General features: G+C 69.0%; 12 protein-coding genes. 8 read left to right on the top strand and 4 right to left on the bottom strand.

What is annotated here, in order from left to right:
- Window positions 1–39: 39 nt before the first annotated feature.
- The 8 genes from ABZ749_RS01415 to ABZ749_RS01450 all read left to right on the top strand — a co-directional run bounded on the left by ABZ749_RS01415 (window position 40) and on the right by ABZ749_RS01450 (window position 8,209).
- A complete protein-coding gene (locus ABZ749_RS01415; RefSeq protein WP_357221667.1) occupies window positions 40–1,248 on the top strand; it encodes an AAA family ATPase in 1,209 nt (402 codons plus the stop codon).
- Between the two features lie 37 nt (window positions 1,249–1,285).
- A complete protein-coding gene (locus ABZ749_RS01420; RefSeq protein WP_357221608.1) occupies window positions 1,286–2,923 on the top strand; it encodes a VWA domain-containing protein in 1,638 nt (545 codons plus the stop codon).
- A 277-nt stretch (window positions 2,924–3,200) separates the two neighbouring features.
- A complete protein-coding gene (locus tag ABZ749_RS01425; RefSeq protein WP_357221611.1) occupies window positions 3,201–3,812 on the top strand; it encodes a hypothetical protein in 612 nt (203 codons plus the stop codon).
- Window positions 3,809–4,105 (top strand): hypothetical protein, encoded by a 297-nt coding sequence (locus tag ABZ749_RS01430; protein ID WP_357221614.1) that lies wholly within the window; start codon window positions 3,809–3,811, stop codon window positions 4,103–4,105. The genes ABZ749_RS01425 and ABZ749_RS01430 overlap by 4 nt, the downstream gene beginning before the upstream one ends.
- Entirely contained in the window at window positions 4,102–4,350 is a 249-nt protein-coding gene (locus ABZ749_RS01435; RefSeq protein ID WP_357221616.1) for a hypothetical protein, read from the top strand. Before ABZ749_RS01430 ends, ABZ749_RS01435 begins: the two co-directional genes overlap by 4 nt.
- A 106-nt stretch (window positions 4,351–4,456) precedes the next feature.
- Window positions 4,457–4,825, top strand: a complete 369-nt coding sequence (locus ABZ749_RS01440) for a hypothetical protein (protein ID WP_357221619.1) — start codon at window positions 4,457–4,459, stop codon at window positions 4,823–4,825.
- 168 nt (window positions 4,826–4,993) lie between these two features.
- The gene (locus ABZ749_RS01445) at window positions 4,994–5,302 is read left to right on the top strand and encodes a DUF4262 domain-containing protein (RefSeq protein ID WP_357221670.1); all 309 of its coding nucleotides are present in this window, start codon (window positions 4,994–4,996) and stop codon (window positions 5,300–5,302) included.
- An 849-nt stretch (window positions 5,303–6,151) separates the two neighbouring features.
- Window positions 6,152–8,209 carry a hypothetical protein gene (locus ABZ749_RS01450; protein ID WP_357221622.1) on the top strand — a complete coding sequence of 686 codons (2,058 nt, stop codon included), beginning with the start codon at window positions 6,152–6,154 and terminating at the stop codon, window positions 8,207–8,209.
- Between the two features lie 1,173 nt (window positions 8,210–9,382).
- Here ABZ749_RS01450 and ABZ749_RS01455 read toward each other — a convergent pair.
- From ABZ749_RS01455 to ABZ749_RS01470, 4 genes are all read right to left on the bottom strand, one after another.
- Complete coding sequence (locus ABZ749_RS01455; protein ID WP_357221625.1) at window positions 9,383–10,789, bottom strand: hypothetical protein; 1,407 nt, start codon at window positions 10,787–10,789, stop codon at window positions 9,383–9,385.
- 221 nt (window positions 10,790–11,010) lie between these two features.
- A complete protein-coding gene (locus tag ABZ749_RS01460) occupies window positions 11,011–13,797 on the bottom strand; it encodes a BTAD domain-containing putative transcriptional regulator (RefSeq protein ID WP_357221628.1) in 2,787 nt (928 codons plus the stop codon).
- A gap of 414 nt (window positions 13,798–14,211) precedes the next feature.
- The gene (locus ABZ749_RS01465; protein WP_357221630.1) at window positions 14,212–16,311 is read right to left on the bottom strand and encodes a hypothetical protein; all 2,100 of its coding nucleotides are present in this window, start codon (window positions 16,309–16,311) and stop codon (window positions 14,212–14,214) included.
- 1 nt (window position 16,312) lies between these two features.
- Entirely contained in the window at window positions 16,313–18,190 is a 1,878-nt protein-coding gene (locus ABZ749_RS01470; RefSeq protein ID WP_357221633.1) for an Hsp70 family protein, read from the bottom strand.
- Between the last annotated feature and the right edge of the window lie 40 nt (window positions 18,191–18,230).

Below are 18,230 nucleotides of genomic sequence, written 5' to 3' on the forward strand. Positions count from 1 at the left end.
CAGAAGAGCGAGACGAGGAAGGCCACCCCGATGGCGACGATGACCGCCCTCATCGGGTCGGCTCCCCACCGGCGTCGGCGCGCAGTGCGTCGGCCCCCGCCGGCCGGTTCACCGCCGAACGACCCGGCCCCGGCCGGCGGCGCCGGCAGTTCCGCCGCCGAAGCGGGCTCCGGCCGGTCCGGCTACCTCTACCGCAAGGTCGCCCTGCACCTGGCCGACCACCCCGATCAGATTCTCAAGGTCGGCGAGATCACCCGGGCGATCGGCGCACCGTCCTCCGGGGCGGTGTTCGAGGCATTGAAGAAGATGGCCGTCGCCGGGCACGCCACCCACCACCGCGACCCGCACCACCGCTTCCAGATCACCCAGCCCGGCATCGACGCCGCCGGCACCCTGCCACCCGCCGCGCCCCGCACCCGCTCCAGCGGTAGTGCAGGTGGTGGCCGGCAGTCCCGGCCCGCGCCCGTGCCGCGACCGAACGGGACGCTGTACCACCCGCGGCGGCTCGGCAAGGGCTGGGACGTCGAGGAACTGCGACGGCTACGCGCCCAGCAGGTGCCCGTGCTGCTGTACGGGCCGCCCGGCACCGGCAAGACCGCCATGGTCGAGGCCGCGTTCCCCGACCTGCTCACCGTCGCCGGCACCGGCGACACCGTCGTCGACGACTTCCTCGGCTCCTACAACCCGATCCCCGGCGGCGGCTACGAGTTCGTCCACGGGCCGCTCGTCACCGCCATGCGCGACGGGCGGGTGCTGCTGGTCGACGACGCCACCCTCATCCCACCCCGCGTCCTGGCCGTGCTGTACCCGACCATGGACGGCCGCGGTGTCATCACCATCCCCGCCAACGGCAACGAGACCGTGCAGGCCGTCGACGGGTTCTACATCGTCGCCGGCCACAACCCGGGCGTGCACGGCGCGGTCCTCACCGAGGCCCTGGCCTCCCGGTTCACCGTCCACCTGCACGTCACCACCGACTGGGACCTCGCCCGCCACCTCGGCGTCCCCAAGCAAGTCGTGGCCGCGGCGATCGACCTCAACGCCGACCTGACCGCCGGCAAGACCGTCTGGGCGCCCCAGCTACGCGAACTGCTCGGCTTCGTCACAGTCCGCGACCACCTGGGCATGACCGCCGCCCTGGCCAACCTGGCCGGCATCGCCCCCGACGACGCCCGCGACGACGTCACCGCCGCCCTGTCCCGACACACCGGCACGCCCATCACCGCGCTCGCCCTCGGCAAGCGCTGACCCCCATCCACCTCAGATCCGTGGAAGGAGCCAATCCGTGTCACACCCCAGCACCCACCTACAGCAGGGCGCACCGCCGACGCCGGCCGGCGCCAGCGACTGGCATGACTGGTCCGCGGCGTGGACCAAACACGTCCCGCTGCTGACCGGCCGTACCGACCTCACCGTCCTCGTCGCCCCCGGCGCCGCCGGCGGCGCACCCGAATGCTTCTACCCCGACCTCAACCGCATCGAGGTCGACGCCACCTACATCGCCGAGCGCCCCGACATCACCGACCCGACCAAGGCCCGCCACAAGCGCCTCGTGCCCACCGGCTACGGGCTGCTCGTGCACGGCGCCGCGCACGCCGCGCACAGCCACTGGACCACCCCGCCCTGCACCCCGCCGATCCTCGCCGACGTCGCCAACATGCTCGAGGAATCCCGGGCCGAAGGACGCCAACGCACCCGCCGCCGGGGCGACCGCCGTTGGCTGCGCCACGTCGTGACAACCCTCCTCGACCCCGACGACGCAGCCGTCGACGACCCATGGCACGCCGGACAACTCGCAGCCCTGCTGCTGGCCCGCGTCGACGCCCGCATCGTCACCAGCAAGGACGTCCGCCCCGTCCGCGCCGCCGTCACCGGCGTCCTCGGACGCAAACGCCTACGGCAGCTGCGTGACATCTGGCGCGAGGCCCAGATCTGCGACGACACCGACGCCGACACCATGATCTGCCTGGCCCGCCGCTGGTGTCAGGTCCTCGGCATCGACCCCGACCAGCAATACGACACCCCCGTACCGGACGCCGGCCTGTTCCCCGGCCGCCTCGCCGCGACCCTCGTCGATTACCTCGCCGTCGCCGCTGGCGTCACCCCGGCCGAGTACGCCGCATCAATGCTGGCCCGCCGCCACAGCCCACCCTCAGAGTGGGACCGCCGGGACCCGACCGAGCAGGAACACCGCGCGGCCCGCGACCTCGCCAACCGGCTGCGGCAGGCCCGCACCCGCCACCCCGAACCCGGCCGGCGGCCCTCCGCGATCCCACCCGGCAGGCTGCGCACCCGCCACGCCATCACCGCCGACGCGCAAACCGCCGCCGGGCAACTGCCAACGGCCGCACCGTGGCAGCAACGCGCCCACCTACCGCCCGAGAAACCCCGCCTGCACCTGGCGATCCTGGTCGACCTATCCGGCTCGATGGACCAATACACCGAGGCGATGTCCTCCGCGGCGTGGATCTTCGCCCACGCCGCCCGCCGCGCCGACGCGACGACCACCACCATCGGCTTCGGCGACCGCACCACCGTCCTGATACCCCCACGCACCTACCCCAAGCAGGTGCTGCACATGCGCACCGACTTCGCCACCGCCACCTTCCCGCAAGCGGTCAAGGTCGCCGACCACCTCCTCGACCTGCGCCACGGCCGCACCCTACGGATGCTCGCCGTCGTCTCCGACGGCTACCTCGACGACATCCCCGCCGGACAACAACTCATCACCACCCTGCACCGCGCCGGCTGCGCCGTGCTGTGGCTACACCCCGCCGACCCACCCATTCCGGGCGAGCCAACCGACCCGGACCAGATCTGGGGAAATACCTTCACGCACACCACCACCCTGACCGTCACCGACCCGGTCGAAGCCATCACCGCGATCGCCGACGCCGCCGTCACGGCGCTCGCCCAGGCCTGAACCCCGGCCAGACCCGACCCGTCCGGGGGCAAACCAGTTCACCCCGCGCGGCGCTTGCAACGGCTGCGGCTGCGGCTGCGGCTGGGCAGCGCCGCGCGCGGCGTCTCAGGAAGCACCCACAGCCCCGGATCGCGCGGCCCGCCGCCGGCTCCCGCCGCCGCTCCGCGACTTGACCATCCGCCGTCATCGAAGCGTGCATGCATCGCGTCCCCGACAGGCCCTAACCGGCCCGAAGGCGGACGCGAGACGACGATGCCCATCACAAGGAGTTCATCCCATGCGCTACGGCACCGACAGCGAACACCCTTTCGACACCGATAACCGTGCCTGGCGACGCCTCGGCGACATCGCCGGCGAACACTTCGACGTCATCACCTGGAACCGGGACCCGGACGGTCGGCCGGTCATGCTCACCCTGGCCGACCTGCACACCGGGGACACGATCACCCTCGCGATCCTCGACTCACTCGAGATCCGCGACCCGTACACGCTGCTCGCCGTCCACACCGGCGGCGAACTCGCCGCGCACGGCCCCACCGGCGGCGCCACCGCGGCCGACTCCCACGCGGCGACGCTCGCGCTCGACAGCACCACCCTCGCCGCGACCAGGCCCACACCGCTGCACGACCCCGCCGCCACGGCCCTGCCCGTCGCCTGCTGGGTCGACCTACCCACCGACCTCGCCGCGGCCCTACGGCCCGCACTCGACGACGCCCGCAGCGCCGTCCTCGTGCTGCTCGACCGCACCGGTGGCCGGCTCGCCGCCGTCGGCCCGTTCCCCACCCACGCCGCCGCCGACACCTGGCAACCCGACGACGGGCCCGGCCGCACCGCCGACCGGCTCATCGTGCCCCTGCACCCGGTCACCATTCAGGAGGCCCGGCCGTGACCAGCACCTCACCGCTGGCCCGCCCAGCGCTTGCACCGATCGTGGCCGTCGACGTCGACGGCGTGCTCAATCCCGACGATCCCACCCACGCCACGGCGCTGGGCTACCAGCCGCACCGCTACGACGGGCCCGGCGGCGACGGCTGGCACGTCACTGGCACCGTCTGGCTCCACCCCGACCGCGGGCCGTGGCTGCGGGAACTGGCCAACCACGCCCAGCCGGTGCGGTGCACCAGCTGGAACCACCTCGCCGCCGAATGGATCGCACCACGGCTGGGCCTACCGGCCACATGACAGCACGTCCTGTCCAGGCGGGCGGTATCCGCTGTGGCCACCAGAGCGAACTCAGCCCTCTCTACGCCTGGCCCGCGCAGCGGCCACTCGCCGTCCTCGACGACGAGTTCGGCGGCAAGGAACCCTTCACCGCCGACCAGCGCACGGCCAGCGGGAGACCCGCCCTTGTCCGCCCGGTCAACCCGTACCACGGGCTACGCCGCGCCGACATCGACGCGGTGCTGACCTGGCTGAGGCAGCTCTGACAACCGCACCGGCGCCGACCCGGCGCCGGACCATCCCGTTCACCTGGACTCGCGGGACCCGCATCCACGGATGCGGGCCCCGCGCCGCAGCGACAAGGAGTTGACGATGGACAGCACGTCCCAACCCGCTGACGAACCGGCCGCCAATCGTCCAGACCGGCTCAACGTCGGCGACCCGGACCTGCGCAAAACCCGCCTGCTCGCCCGCGAGTGCGCCACCTGCATCTTCAAGCCCGGCAACCCGATGCACCTCGACCCCGGCCGGCTCAAGCACATGGTGACCGCGGCGCGCGGCGACGCCGGCTACATCATCTGCCACTCGACCCTGCCGTACGCCGGCAGCCCGGTCCCGCCCGCGGTCTGCCGCGGCTTCGCCGACCGCTACCGCACCTGGCAACTCCAGGTCATGGAACGACTCTGGGGCTTCGTCGAAGTCGAGCCACCCGATCCGGACTCCACCCGTGCTCTCGAGTGACCAGGAGACACCCACCATGGCGAACATCGACGACGTCCTCCGACGCCAAGAACAGATCATCGACACGAGCGGCTGGGCCGTCACGCACGTCCTGCCCACCGACGACGACCCCGACACCAGCACCCGTTCGCCTACACCGTCGGACTCACCGCCCACGACTACCCCGAACTGCTCACCGCCGGGCTACCCCCCGGGGTCGCCCACTGCCTGCTCAACGACCTCGCCCGCCGGGTCTACGACAGGGCCGAACGGTTCAGCCACGGCCAGCGCGTCAGCGACCTCATCGCCGGCTACGACGCGATCATCATCGACGGGTCACCCACCCATGACCTGCTGCCCGGGATGGCGATCGCCCGCTACGGCCGTCACCAGATCCGCCTCCAGCAGCTCGTCTGGCCGGACCAGCAGGGCCGGTTCCCCTGGGACAGCGGGTACAGGTTCGCCCCTCAGGCACAGCCACTGATCGCCCAGATATAGCGCGAAAAAGCGGCGCCGCCCGGGATCCGGACGCCCCAGGTGCGCGGATCCCGGGCACAATCGAACCGCTGGCCCACAAAGGTGGCAGCACCAGCGAAGGCAGCTGTCGGCGTACAGATCGGAGTACATAGGTAGGTACGCCGTTACGTACAAAGATCCACATGACGACGGAGCCAAAGAGGGTCGACCCGAGTTCCCACTCAGGCGGAGTTACTCCGTCCGGCCAAGCTCGGTTAGCCCATCACAGGCACATGCGTGCCCGGAACGCGGCAAATCCGGATGCTCGGTGACGTGGAAGCTCCAGGGCAGCATGGGGTTTATGACCGGGCGTGTGAACTACACCGGGCTGATCGAGCAGACCGTGAGGTCGCCGCCCGACGGTCTTTCCGACACCGGGAGTCCACACACGTACCCAGATGCCGACCTCGATGAACCGGGCGCGGTGATCGCGCGGATGGTCGGGCTCGTGCCAGGCCTTGCGGCGGGACCGCAAGGCGCGCCCAGCGATAGCTGCACCGGGCCTAGGATTACAGCCGTCGGGTAGGCCTCGCTAGCCGAAGGGACTGCCAAGTGGTTGCCGCGGCCAAGGTTGTAGCACCAGGATCTCCAAACTTTGCGCTTCATACCCTGGGGTGGAGGGCTTTCCAAGACCTCTGCGCCGCAGTCATGCGGCGGGTATGGGGACAAACCTTCACGGCTTTCGCAGACTCCAATGATGCCGGCCGCGACGGGGCATTTTACGGTACGTGGGTCCGGATTGAGGGACACAATGTTGATGAGGTCCCCGCCGGTCCATTTGTGGTCCAGTGCAAGCACAGTAAGATCCCGGGCGCTTTGCTATCAACTTCGATGCTCGCTGACGAGTTCGCCAAAGTAGGCGGTTTGGTCGGGCGCGGCGTTTGCAAGACCTACGTCTTACTTACGAATGCGCGGGTCACCGGCGCATCGGAAGAGAAGATTCGCGAGCGGCTACTCAAAGAAGGCGCCCGAGAGGTGTTCATCTTAGACGGGCAATGGATTTGTGACACGATCGCGGCTAGCCGTGAACTTCGGATGTTCGTTCCGCGCGTTTACGGCCTGGGAGACTTATCTCAAATTCTAGACGAGAGATCGTATGCGCAAGCATCGGCGCTTGCGGCATCGGCGACGGAGGAGATATCGACCTTCGTGCCCACCGCAGCATATCGGAAGGCGGCATCTGCTCTACGAGAGCACGGATTCGTAATGCTTTTGGGTGAGCCGGGCGTGGGAAAGTCGGCGATTGCTCGAATGCTAGCAATAAGTGCTGCGGATAATTGGTCCACCCCTCTGATGAGGGCACGCACGTCGGGCGAGTTGGTGCAGCATTGGAACCCGAACGAGCCAAATCAAATCTTCTGGGTAGACGATGCTTTTGGGGTAGTAAGGCATGAAGAGAGGCTGACCTTCGATTGGGCTCGTGATTTGCCGCTGATAATGAGCGCAATCAAGGGCGGCGCCAAGATCGTGCTGACCTCGCGGAGCTACATTTATAGCGACGCAAGGCCAATGCTGAAGACGTACGCCTACCCGCTGCTCACGGAGCAGCAAATCACAGTAGATGTCTCGGATATCAGCCGCGCTGAACGGCATCAGATCCTTTACAACCACCTGTCTGCCGGTGATCAACCTGCAAAGGTTCGTGCCCTAATGAAGCCGCACCTCGAGGCGGCTGCAGACGCTGACGCATTTCGACCAGAGTCCGCGCGAAGGCTCGGTTTGCAGGCGTTCACTCGCGGGCTTACCCTCGACCGTAGCGGAGTAATTTCGTTTATTGCTCGCCCTAAGCAATACCTGACGGATGTCTACTTCGAGTTAGACAACGCAGCACAGGCAGCCCTAGCGCTGATCTATTCAGCGGGCGCGGGAGGGCTCTCTACATACTTTAGAGTCACGCAGGCGGAGCGAAATGTGATCGAGGCGGCAGGATCGACGCCCGCCGCATGTGCCGCATCCGTAGGATCTCTTGTCGGGACATTTCTTCGCAAGGAGATTCGCGAGGGTCGCGAATCGTACAACTTCATTCATCCAACCTTGCGTGAGGGCTTCGCCGCTTGGCTCGCCGAAAAGCCGAACCTGATCTCCGCAATCATTACTGAAATGGATGACTCGACTTTGCTTGACAGCACGGACTGCCTACCGTTTGATGCCGCCCCCTTAGAGGGGACCCTGATGCGCATTCCTCCGACCCTCTTCGGGGCCGTCTCCGAAAGGTTCCTGGCCATCTTCAATGAATGGCCGGATGGCTCATGCTGGACTGGAGATATTTGTCGATACATGGCCCGCAGGGGAGGCGATGACCTATTGCAGGCATACCTGAAGGTCGATGAAATGCTTGAGAATAAACTCCTCAACTTCGACTCTTTCGCCTCCTTCGAGCCAGAGCCAATAATCTTGAGTCGACTTTTGGCGATGGGGCGGCTATCTGAAGAATCCCGGAGAGCGGCGTGCAATCAGATGGCGCGATTGGCTGTCCGATTTGTTGACCCAGCATGGCTGGAGGACGGGCCATGGCAAAAGCTGCTCAAGGTCGACGAACGGCTGAAGTTCATGGATTACGTTCGCAAAAACCTTGTTCCCCAGCTGACTCGTGCGGTTGAAGAGGACTGGCCTTCCGACGCCATATGGAAGGCCAATGAAGATAGCAATGACACCCGGTTGGAGGACCCGGCTGGATACGCGCTCGAGTTGTATCGCCAAGCATTCCATGAAGCCGGTGACACTGCGACGGAACAAGCATTCGCCGAAGCAATCCTGCTGAAGGGTGAGCTGGCGATGGCAGCGAACCGCACCACCGAAACGGACGAATCCGGCGATGACAATATTGCGGAGAGGGCCGAGCCAACTTGCGAGCGAAGCGTTTTCGCTGACATCGACGAACTCCCGTAGGCACCCCTCCGTTGGCGAGGACAGTTTGACCTGCGGTGCTAGATGCATCGCCCGCCGAGGGGTTTGGGCAATTCCCCTCAGCTCGGGTTGCGCGCGGCCGCGAGGGTGAGAGTCCGTAATCCAGTGACGTTGAGTCCGCTGCACACTATGTCGAACGATCGCGTGGTCAAGATCTCCGCGACGGGCGCTCGGCGTGGCCCAGCACTCAGCGTTGAATACCACCGCTCCCCATGGGCTAAGCTGCTAGACATGTTCCACAGCAACTGGACGTCCGACGTCGCCGTATTTGTTCCGTAATGCCTGTCAATCTCGGATCCGAGGTCCACAATCATCGATTCATCCCGCGGCGGCCGTCTGTGCACTTCGGGGGCAAGGTCTCGCACCGCAGACATAACGACTTCTCGCGATCGTTCGAACGCATTACCAACAGCCCCGAACGAAGCGGGTGCACCCTGCTCCACCGCCTTACGCATAGCGATGGCGCCCTGACGACGGTCGTCAGCTACCAACCGTATCGCTCGGCTCACGCGCTCTGCGGAGTCCGCTGCCCCAACTAGCCACGCGCCCTTGGCCGTTGACACCAAGGCCGGTCGTAGCAGCAGGAAATGCGTCCCCTGGCTGGCAAGATCGGGGTTATGCGCAATCCGCGCCGCAGCTTGCAGCCGGTGCACCGCGTCGAGGAGAAGGACCCGGGCGACGGTGTAGGTGGAGATCGGCGCATGCGTCGCGTCGGAGGCAAAGTCGCTGCCAACGCCGGGCTCTCCAGGCCAAAGCTTGGCAATGCTCGGCATAGCCTGAACCCGATCAAATACGTCAGCCACGTAGCTGAGCGTATGCCAGTGCCAGCGTTAGCTTCGCAACGGCGTATACGAGCGCTGATGGATGACATCCGCTCGCCCGCTAGAACCGGATGGCGCGTGGAGATGTCGACTGAACGCCCGTCACGCGACGTCATCGACCCTGCATGCTGGTCAGTCGCACAACCGTCAAGGCAGCGACCATCAAAGTTCGCCTGCCCCGGTGCAGGCTTGTACGTCAAGCTGTACCTGTCTCTGCAGGGGACCCGGCACGCCGACAGCAGCCTGATACCGCTGAGCAGCAACGAAACTCCGTCGCTTGTTCGCCTACCTCGTTTCGGCCATCCCTCACAGAGGGCCACATCCTGCACTGGTCTCACTTCCGCAGTGTTAGCCCACCTGCGGGCTCTCGAGTAGGAAGTGCGGCCCTTTCCTCGTTCGTCGGGCGGGCGGGCTGCCTGTTGACGTCACTCGCGGTGGCTCGCGCGTCGGGCGGGGCCGGCTGGCGTCGGGTCCGTCGCCTGGCGATCCCCGGTCGGCGGGGGTAGTCCGGCGGCAGGTATCGGTAGACCGATCGCAGTGACCTGCCGATCCTCTCGGCGAGCAGTTCAGGGTCCAGGTTTGGCTCCTTGCGCAGCCAGTAGGCCACTGCCTGCGCGGTTCCCCGGGGCACTTCCGAGTCCTCGTCGTCGTTGGCGTCGTCGGCGGCTGCATCCGGATCGCCGTCGTCCGTCTCCTCGTCGGCGATCGCGCCACGGACGTCCTTGTCGTCTACGGTCCTATCTGCTGGGTCCCCAACGGCCGGATCGTCCGGGGCCAGAGCCTCAGGCGGGCCAGCGTCGCGGCTCTCCGCACTCTGCTGATGGCCGCTCGGGGCCGGCGCAGGATTCTCAGCTGGCTCTGTAATCGGCTCCTGCCGGTCATCGCAAGGCGTGTCCGCCACCGCGGTGGGCGCTTGCGGCGCGCAGGGGGCGGGCTCAGGTGCCGGTGGTGCGTCGGCGAGGCGGTTTCGCCTGAACCAGCGACGGCGGTGACGGGTACTGTGGGCCGTCATGATCCGCTCTGGGGCGAGGTCAGCGGCTAGGAGCATGGTCAGCCCGTTGTAGTCGGCGGTGGCTGCGAGGCGTGCGGCGATCTCGTCTAGGTCGTACACGTGCACGGCGATGTCGGCGGTGGAGGGGTCCACGGCGATTCTGATCTTGCGATGGAGCACCTTGGCGATTGCGGCGTCGCGGCGTCGGCGGGCGATCGCGGTGCGGGCCGCAGCAAGGGACTCGTACAGGTCGAGGCCGTTAGCCTTGGCGATGGACCGCGCCCGAGAAGTGACAAGAGGGTGGCAGATCCAGTGCCCGAACACCTCGTAGGCGGGTGGTGTGGGCGGCAGGCCCCCGGTGACGCGCAGGCGGTCGCGGCGCTGGTTGCCGGCGTGCATCAGCCAGACGAGGTATCCGAGGGCGGACATGCCTGCGTAGAAGCCGCCAACTAGGTGGTCGGGGTGGGCGGCCCCGTTGAAGGTGACGGCTCCGGCGGCGATCGCGGCGGACAGCAGGCGTGATCCGATTGCCCGTTCACCGAGCCGGCGTCGCACGTCGGCGTTGGCCATCACGACCACGCCGCCCAGTTCGAGTGCCGCGACGGCCGGGACCGCGACGGCTACCGGGACGCCGAGTGTTTCGACGGCGCCGGTGACTTGTCCAACGAGGGCGACCAGCAGCACCAGGACGTAGAACACCTGGCGTATCCAGGCGGCCTGCCGGACTGCTGTGGCCAGGTCGGCGTCCACCGCGTCGAGGGTCGCCGGGGGCGAAGCTTGCCGGTGCGTCGACCCGCCCTGAGGGCTGCGGGCGAGCCCAGGATGGCCGTTGAGTACGGCTGCTCGCAGGGGCCACGCGGTGCCGTTGCGGTCCCAGCCTGTCGCCTGCGGGCCGTCGCCGTCCCCGCCCCCGTTGGGCTGATCGTGCAGGCTGCCACGACGAGCGTCGGATGCCGCCGAAGGGTCCGGCCTCACGGGTGAAGTCCGCTGTTGTGAGAGTCGGTCTTCCCGGTTGGCTTCTGGCGGCGCAGGTCGGCGATGAGCCGGTTGGCGAGTCTCAGGGTGTCCTCGCTGGGTTCGGCGTCGATCTCGTCGAGTTTGCGGGTGAGGGCCCGGCGTAGGGAGCGGATCTGCTCGAGGTGTCCCAGTGCGGCGTGGGCGCGCATCGCTTGCTGGTAGGAGGCTTCGGCGTACGGGTCGTGGCGCATCGCGGCTTCCAGGACAGCCAAGGCTTGTGCCGGTTCAGGGGTAGCGGCGGCGAGGGCGAGGTGGGCGTCGAGGGCTTGGCGGCGGATGCCCTCGCGGTATGCCTCGATCCATTCGAAGTCGAAGCCGTCGGCGAGTGTGCCGTCGTAGGCGTCGACGGCGCGCTGCAGTGCGGCGGTGCGGTCGGCGTCGGTGGTGGCGAGCGCGGCGTCGCGCAGCGCGGCGCGCATGCGCCACAGGTCGGTGTCGAGGGCGTCGCGGTTGAGGGCATAGCGGCGCGCCGGGTGAGTGAGGTAGGTGTCGGGTCCTCCGGTGAGGACGAGGGTTTTGCGTAGTGCGGATACGTAGGTGTGCAGGCGGTGCGGTGCCTTCGACGCGGGGGCGTCGGGCAGCAGGTCGTCGAGGATGTTGTCCTGTGCGGCTTCGCCGTCCTGAACGACGAGGTAGACCAGCAGTTCGAGGGCTTTCGCCCGCAGCGGCGTGGTCGTGTCCATGTCCACGATGCGAGCCCCGCCGAGCACTCGAACGTCGACGCGTCCGCCGGTGCTGCAGGGCCGATCGTCGCCCGCCGGCTGCGGTTGATTCCCGGCGTTATCGCGGCGCTCCTGCAGGTGTGCGGCGGCAGAAATCTCGGGTGTGCGGTTCGGCGCGTGGGTGGCGCCGAGCAGCCTGTCGAGTGGTATGCGCTGCGCGGGTGCTGGCGGTTGAGGCTCGCCGGTATGGGACTCAGCGAGGAGCCGCAGCAGGTCGGTGGTCTCGCTGCGGTTGATGACGCTCAGGCGGCCGACGGCGGAAGGACAGCTGTGCTGTTTCGCGTCGTGCTTAATGATGCTGGTGGAGCCGTCTTCGGCGACGAGGATGGTGTCGCCATCGGGCCAGGCACCGAGCAGGACGCCGTGGATGTCGAGTCGGTGCCCTTGCGTGAGTAGCGCGACGATGCGGGTGCGCTCGTGAGCAGCGGTGGGGGCGGCGATCAGCACCGTCGGCGGCACGGGTTCGGCGATCGTGCCCCGGTCCCGCAGGTCGGCGATCGTGTCGACCTCGTCGCCGCCGCACATGCGTGCGCGGTGCAGCGTCTGCTCCTCGATCAGCGTCAGAGCGTCGCTGAGTCCGCTGGTGATGGTCATCCGCGACGTGTCCGCCGGTGTGGATGTGGTGTTGCCTAAGAGCATGGTGAGGGTGTCCGAGGCGATGACGACATGGTGGCGGCTATCGGGGTCATCTGGTCCGCCGGCGGCGAGGGCGGACACGAGCAGGCCTCGGGCCGCTGCCTCGGCTCCGGGCCCGATCAGGCCGAGTCCCGCAGATGGCCACGCCTCGATCAGCGGGCGGGTCGGCGCGGATATAGGCGGCTGCGATTCGTGCGCCGTGAGCTTGGGGGTCTCGTTGTCGGCCGCGTCTGTCGGGTCCGAGTCGGCGTCCACGACGGGTTCGTCGGGCGGAGGGTCGAGGTCGGGGCGGGGGTCAGGACTCGTCTTCGCGCTCGGTGTCAGGGCCCTTAGGCCGCGACGGATCCGGGTGATCACCGCCGGCATTGGTTCGACGCTCGGGTCGTCGAGGCGTGGGCGCGTGGTGGGTTGCTGGGGGGTGTAGCGGCGACGGCGGTGTGCCCAAACGAGGGCAACCGCGGCGAGGATTGCGGCGGCGAGTCCCATGTCGAGCCAGCTACCCGTACCGAGCGACACACCTGGTTGAGGTCGCGGGGTTGGGGCGGTTCGTTCGTCGGCGGTGCGAGTGGTGGGCGTGGCAGCCGGTCTCGACGCCGAGCCCTGGTCGGCTGGCGCGGGCGTGGGCGCTGGGGCGGACTCCACGAGGCCGTCGTCGGTGTCGGTTCCGGTCGGGCTGTTGGGCGATCCTGACGGAGCTGATGTCGTCGGCGCTGGGGTAGGCGCCGGTCGGGGCGACGGGCGTGGTGCTTCGGCCGTGGGAGGTAGTCGCAGTGTCCAGCCCGGGTAGATGAGGTCAGGGTCGCGAAGTGTCCCACCGGTGTGGGGGAAGCGGGTGCCGCGGTTGGCGGTGAAGATGTCGGGCCAGCGGTCTGCGTCGCCGAGGCGGTCCTGGGCGATGCGGGACAGCGTGTCGCCGCGCCGCACCGTGTAGGTGTGGTTGGCCTGGTCCTTGCCGGTGGGTGGTGAGGCGGTGTGGTCGTCGGCATGGGTCCGCGCGGTGGCTGCTGGGCCCTGCGGTGGATGGGTCGTCTCCGCGGTGGCGGCTGTGGTCGCGCTGGCGTGGGCGGGTGTCGCGGTGGCCGCCGTGCTGACGGCGGTCGCTCCCAGGACAGCCGCCGTGATGCCCTGCAGCGGCCCTGGCAGGTGCAGCTGTGGCAGTCGCCGTGACATCCGGGCGGCCTGGGCGTACAGGCGGGCCGTGATCGCGGCGGCGAGCATTGCCCACAGCAGCCACGCCGCGAGGTAGGCGATGCCGGCGAGGAAGCCGCCGCTGAGGGGCTCCTCGACCCAGCCGCGCAGCAGAGTGGTCCACGAGCCCTGCGGGTGTGGCCACCTGTCGACGCGGACGAGCGTGACCGGCACAGCAACGACCAGCAGCGTCACCGCCGACGTGTGAGCGGCCGAAGCGGCCCTAGACCTCATCGCCCCTCCCTTGCTGCCATGTGGGGACCGGACGCCAACCGGCACTGAGCCGGCTTGGCAGCGCCGTGACACGTTGGCCACGAATCGACCGTAGGGCGAGCGGCAGAAGACGACGCGGTTCCGCTGGCTGACAGGACCTCACACGACCTCACACGACCTAACAACCCCAGCTCACAGCCAGTCGATAGAAGCCGAGACGGTGCGACCGGCGGCGTTCTGCTGAGGCCAGGACGCGGCTTCGCCAGGAGGACGAGCTGGCCGTCTGGGACCGAGCACGGGGGCCCCGTTAGCGGAAGCGAAGCCGAAAGCGCCTGGCGTTAGCCCAGTTCGGGGCTTTCCCGCACCGAGTTACCCGTGCGCTCGGAGCGGGCAGCGTTACCGGGTGGGGATGGCCGGATGGTCCCTGAGGGTGGCTGTCGTGAGCGCCGGCTCGGTGGGGACGATGCCCGCTGCGGCGAGACGACGGGCGTGATCCTTCCGCAGGTGGTCGGCCGCGTCGTGGTCGCCGAGGGTGATGAGTGCGCTGACTGCGCGGGTGTGCAGGTCGGCGTTGTATGGGTCGATGCGGATGCCGGCCTGCAGCCATGCCAGGGCTTGACGGGCGTCAGGGCTGGCGCTGGCGAGAGCCGCGTGTGCGTCGATGACGTGCCGGCGGGTGGCCTCGCGGATCGGGTCGAGCCAGGGCCAGGTCCGTCGGGTGGCGAGGTCGCCGGGGTAGGCGTCGATGACGGCCTTCCAGGTCGTGGCGTCGGTGGTGACGGCGGTGGTGGCGTCGCGGACCGCGTGGTGGAAGTGCCACAGGTCGACGGTGACGCCATTGGGTTGGAGGCGGTACCGGTCGTCGGTGTGCTCGATGATGGTCACCCCTGCCGTGGAGCGGATGGTGGCGCGGAGGTCGCTGAGGGTGGTGTAGAGGCGGCCGGTGAGAGAGCGGCGGGGCAGGCCCGGCCAGATAGCGTCTGTCAGTTGTCGGGTGTCGGCTCCGTCGGGGTGGGCGGCGAGGAACACGAGGACTTGGAGGGCGGCGGTACGCCGGATCTCCACAGGGTGGCCGTCCAGCAGCAGTGTCGGTTCGCCCAGCACGCGCAGCTGGAGGCGTCGGTTGTCGGTGCCGGAGCGGACGGGGTGGTCCTGGGCGGTGGCCTCCCACTGCGGGGACCGGCCTGCCAGGGCGGGGTTGCGCGACGGGCCGGAGGCGCCAGGCTCTGGCGGCGCCGTGCCGGGTTGGGCGATGACGGTGAGCAGGTCGGTGACCGTGACCTGGCTAAGGACGCACATCCGTGGCCCGGCTGACCCGCTGCCGTCCTGGTGGTGCGTGTGCCCCGACGGGTCGATCTGCCATGTCTGGCCGGCCGGGAACCGTCCGAGCACGGCCAATGCGGAGGAGGCGGTGGCCAAAGTCACCAGGGTGTCGGCGTTGTCCGTCGCGGACGCCTCGTCGACGATGAGGGTTGGTCCGGGTGGGCCGGTGCCCTCCTGCGTGTTTCGTTGTGGCTGGTCTCGTCCGCCCAGGCCCCGACCAGGGTGGTCTCCGGAGAGGAACCCTGCTGCTTGCCCGAGGTTGTCGATGACGGCCAGCCCGGGCAGGCGCCGGCCCAGCGTTTCGGCGGTGGGGCCGAGCAACCCGGCCAGGACGGATCGGGTGGCGACCACGGACACTGCCGGGTGATGACGCCCAGCTAGGAGGCTGGTGACGAGCAGGCCTCGCGCTGCGTCCTGCGCCCCTGGTCCGGTGAGACCGACCGCAGCTCGGGGGAAAGCCCTGCCAGGGGTTGGCCGGTCGAGCGGCGGCGAGCCGGCCGAGGCGGCGCCGGGTTCGGTAGGCGGTGGCGTCGGATCGGCGAGGGCGGCTTGTACGGCCGCCACTGTCGGGGGCAGCGGCGCCAGGTCCGTGTCCTCGCGGCTCGGTGGACCTGGCGGGCGGGGCCGGTAGGAGCGGCGGCGGCGTAGCCACACCAGCGCCGCTGCCGCGCTGACCTGCTCCGCCACATCGCGCGGCAGCCAGCCGCCGGCGACGCTGATCCCGTCGTCGGCCAGGACGTCGCCGTCTGGTGCCGTGGGCTTACCGGCTTCATCCAGAGTTCCTGCCGCTAGCGGTTGCGTGGGCGGCGGTGGCGGTGCGGTGATCGCGTGGGAGCTGACGCCGAGGACGGCCGCCCCGGCGATGCCACCGGCGGTGGCTTGCAAGGGTGTCGGCAGCGGCATGCGCCGCAGCCACGACACGGTCGCGCTCAGGCGGGTCAGCACCCGGATCGTGACCGTGTAGGCGAGTAGGAGCCACACCAGCCAGGCCGCGATGGTCAGCGCGGCAGTGAGGGTCTGTTCGGTCAGCGGGTTCTGCACCCACTGCCGTGCCTGCTCGGCGGTGGGCCAACCTCGTACGGGTGCTCCGACCAGTGACAGCAGCACTATCGGAGGGCCGGCCAGAAGGGTGAGGACGAACAGCAGCGACATCAGCTGCCGCGGCCACCGCATGTCACCCGCCTCCACCCGGTGACACGTCCGCCCGAACCGGGCCCGTGGGAGGTGCGGCGCGCGCGGGTGGGGCGGGGCGCAGGACACGGCTCCAGAGCCGAGTAGCCCACCAGGTCGCGACGGCGATGGCGTAGATGACGCCGAGCATGCCGGCTGCCCGTCTACTGACGATCGCCGCGCAGATCACCGACACCGGGGCGGCGAGGATGAGGCGGAACATCAACGGTGTCACCACCGCCATGACCACGGCAACGCCGAGGAGGAAACCGCCGACGCGGCCGGCGATGTCGATCCACAGGATCCGGTCCGGCCACCGGTCGGCGGTCAATGAGTACTGGATCAACCCCATGCCGAGGGTTGCGGCGACGATGGATCCGGTCGGCGCGGCCAGCAACGCCGACCAGCCGCCGTGCGGGGAACGCCACTGCCGGGCGGCGACGAGCGCCATCGCCACGGCCATCACCGACACCGGGGCGATCGGCCACAGCGCCCACTTCAGGTACGGGCCGACAGGCATACCGAAGTATTGGCTGGTGACCACCGCGTACAGGCCAGCGATCGCCGCGCCGAGGGACACCGCGGCGAGGATCCCAACGCTGACCCGTCCCCCTTCGGTTCGGGTGCCGGGGGTGGGACTGCGGGCGGCGATCAGCGAACCGAGCACCGTGCCCGCAGCCAGGCACGCCAGAAGAGCCATCACCGCGGCCATCGTGAACTCGCCCCAGTTCACCCTCACCGAGTAGTACACGCCGAGCACCCCATGCTCCTCGGCGGTCAGGAGGCACTGCCAGATCAGGGCCAGCGACGCGAAGCCCGGCACCGCGATCGCCGCCGCCCGCCGCACGGGCGGCACCGGCACCTCCACCCGCTCGACCGTCGCGGTATCGACGGCGCCGACGTCCGCGGCGCCCCGGGCCGCGACCAGCGCCGGCTCGGGCACGACTATGGGTGCGGCGCCTGTGTGCTCGGCGATCGCCGCCGCTAGGTGCGGTAGTTGGGCGCTGCCGCCCACACAGTAAATACCGGCGAGGTCGCCGACCGTGAGTTCGGCGACGGCGACCGTCTCCTGCGTCAACTGCGCCACGCGCCACACCACCGGCCGGGCGGCCTCGTCGAGCATCGCACTGTTCGCGACGACCGGCGGCCGGTCCGGGAGCGGAACCGTGACCGCCGGATGGATCACCAACGCTTCCTTGGCGACCCGAACGCTGTGCGCCACCGAGGCGCGCGACTCGCCCTGCCCCTCTCCGGTCGACGTGCCGATGAGGGCGTCGGCGAGCGCGTGGTCGACTGCCGTGCCGCCAGCCGCGGCGTCGGCGAGGGTCGCGAGGACCTCGAACCCGGCCGGCCCGCGGCGCAGCACCGTCACCTCCGCGCCCGCGCCGACGTCACAGATGACAAGGAACGCGCCGACCGGCACCTGCACACCGGTGGTGAGTAGGTACTCGGCGACCGCTACCGGGGCCTCCACCAGACGTGGTTGCGGCAATCCCGCTCGGTGTGCGACTTGCCGCATCCAGGTCCGCCGCCGTGGCCCCCACGCGGCCGGGACTACCACCCGCACATCCCGCACAGGTTGACCGACGACCCGTTCGGCTTCAGCGGCGGCTCGGCGCAGCGGCGACGCTGCCATCTCCAGCGCGTCGCCACCAGCGTCACCTGCCGTCGCGTCCTCCATCGGACGGCGCGGCCCCGGGATGAACGCTGAGGGCTGCCCCGCCGCCTGTAGGTTCGCGGGCATAGATGACGCGCTGTGTAGGTAAGGATTCCCGTCGAATGACAGGACGTGCGCGCTGCCGTCGGCCCACGCCAGGACGGCTTGGGTGCCGGCGCTGCCGCAATCGATCGACAACCGCGCTTCCCCCGACCCCATGTCCATAGTCAAACATGAGGATCACATTCACGTCACCTGTCAATCA

It is taken from the genome of Micromonospora sp. NPDC047753, assembly GCF_040642735.1.
Taxonomy (GTDB): domain Bacteria; phylum Actinomycetota; class Actinomycetes; order Mycobacteriales; family Micromonosporaceae; genus Micromonospora.

What these genes read in the sequence shown, in the direction of transcription:
- ABZ749_RS01415 (WP_357221667.1), top strand. Translation starts at nt 40, where the DNA reads ATGACCGCCCTCATCGGGTCGGCTCCCCACCGGCGTCGGCGCGCAGTG.
- ABZ749_RS01425 (WP_357221611.1), top strand. Translation starts at nt 3,201, where the DNA reads ATGCGCTACGGCACCGACAGCGAACACCCTTTCGACACCGATAACCGT.
- ABZ749_RS01435 (WP_357221616.1), top strand. Translation starts at nt 4,102, where the DNA reads ATGACAGCACGTCCTGTCCAGGCGGGCGGTATCCGCTGTGGCCACCAG.
- ABZ749_RS01440 (WP_357221619.1), top strand. Translation starts at nt 4,457, where the DNA reads ATGGACAGCACGTCCCAACCCGCTGACGAACCGGCCGCCAATCGTCCA.
- ABZ749_RS01450 (WP_357221622.1), top strand. Translation starts at nt 6,152, where the DNA reads ATGCTCGCTGACGAGTTCGCCAAAGTAGGCGGTTTGGTCGGGCGCGGC.
- ABZ749_RS01465 (WP_357221630.1), bottom strand. Translation starts at nt 16,311, where the DNA reads ATGCGGTGGCCGCGGCAGCTGATGTCGCTGCTGTTCGTCCTCACCCTT.
- ABZ749_RS01470 (WP_357221633.1), bottom strand. Translation starts at nt 18,190, where the DNA reads ATGGACATGGGGTCGGGGGAAGCGCGGTTGTCGATCGATTGCGGCAGC.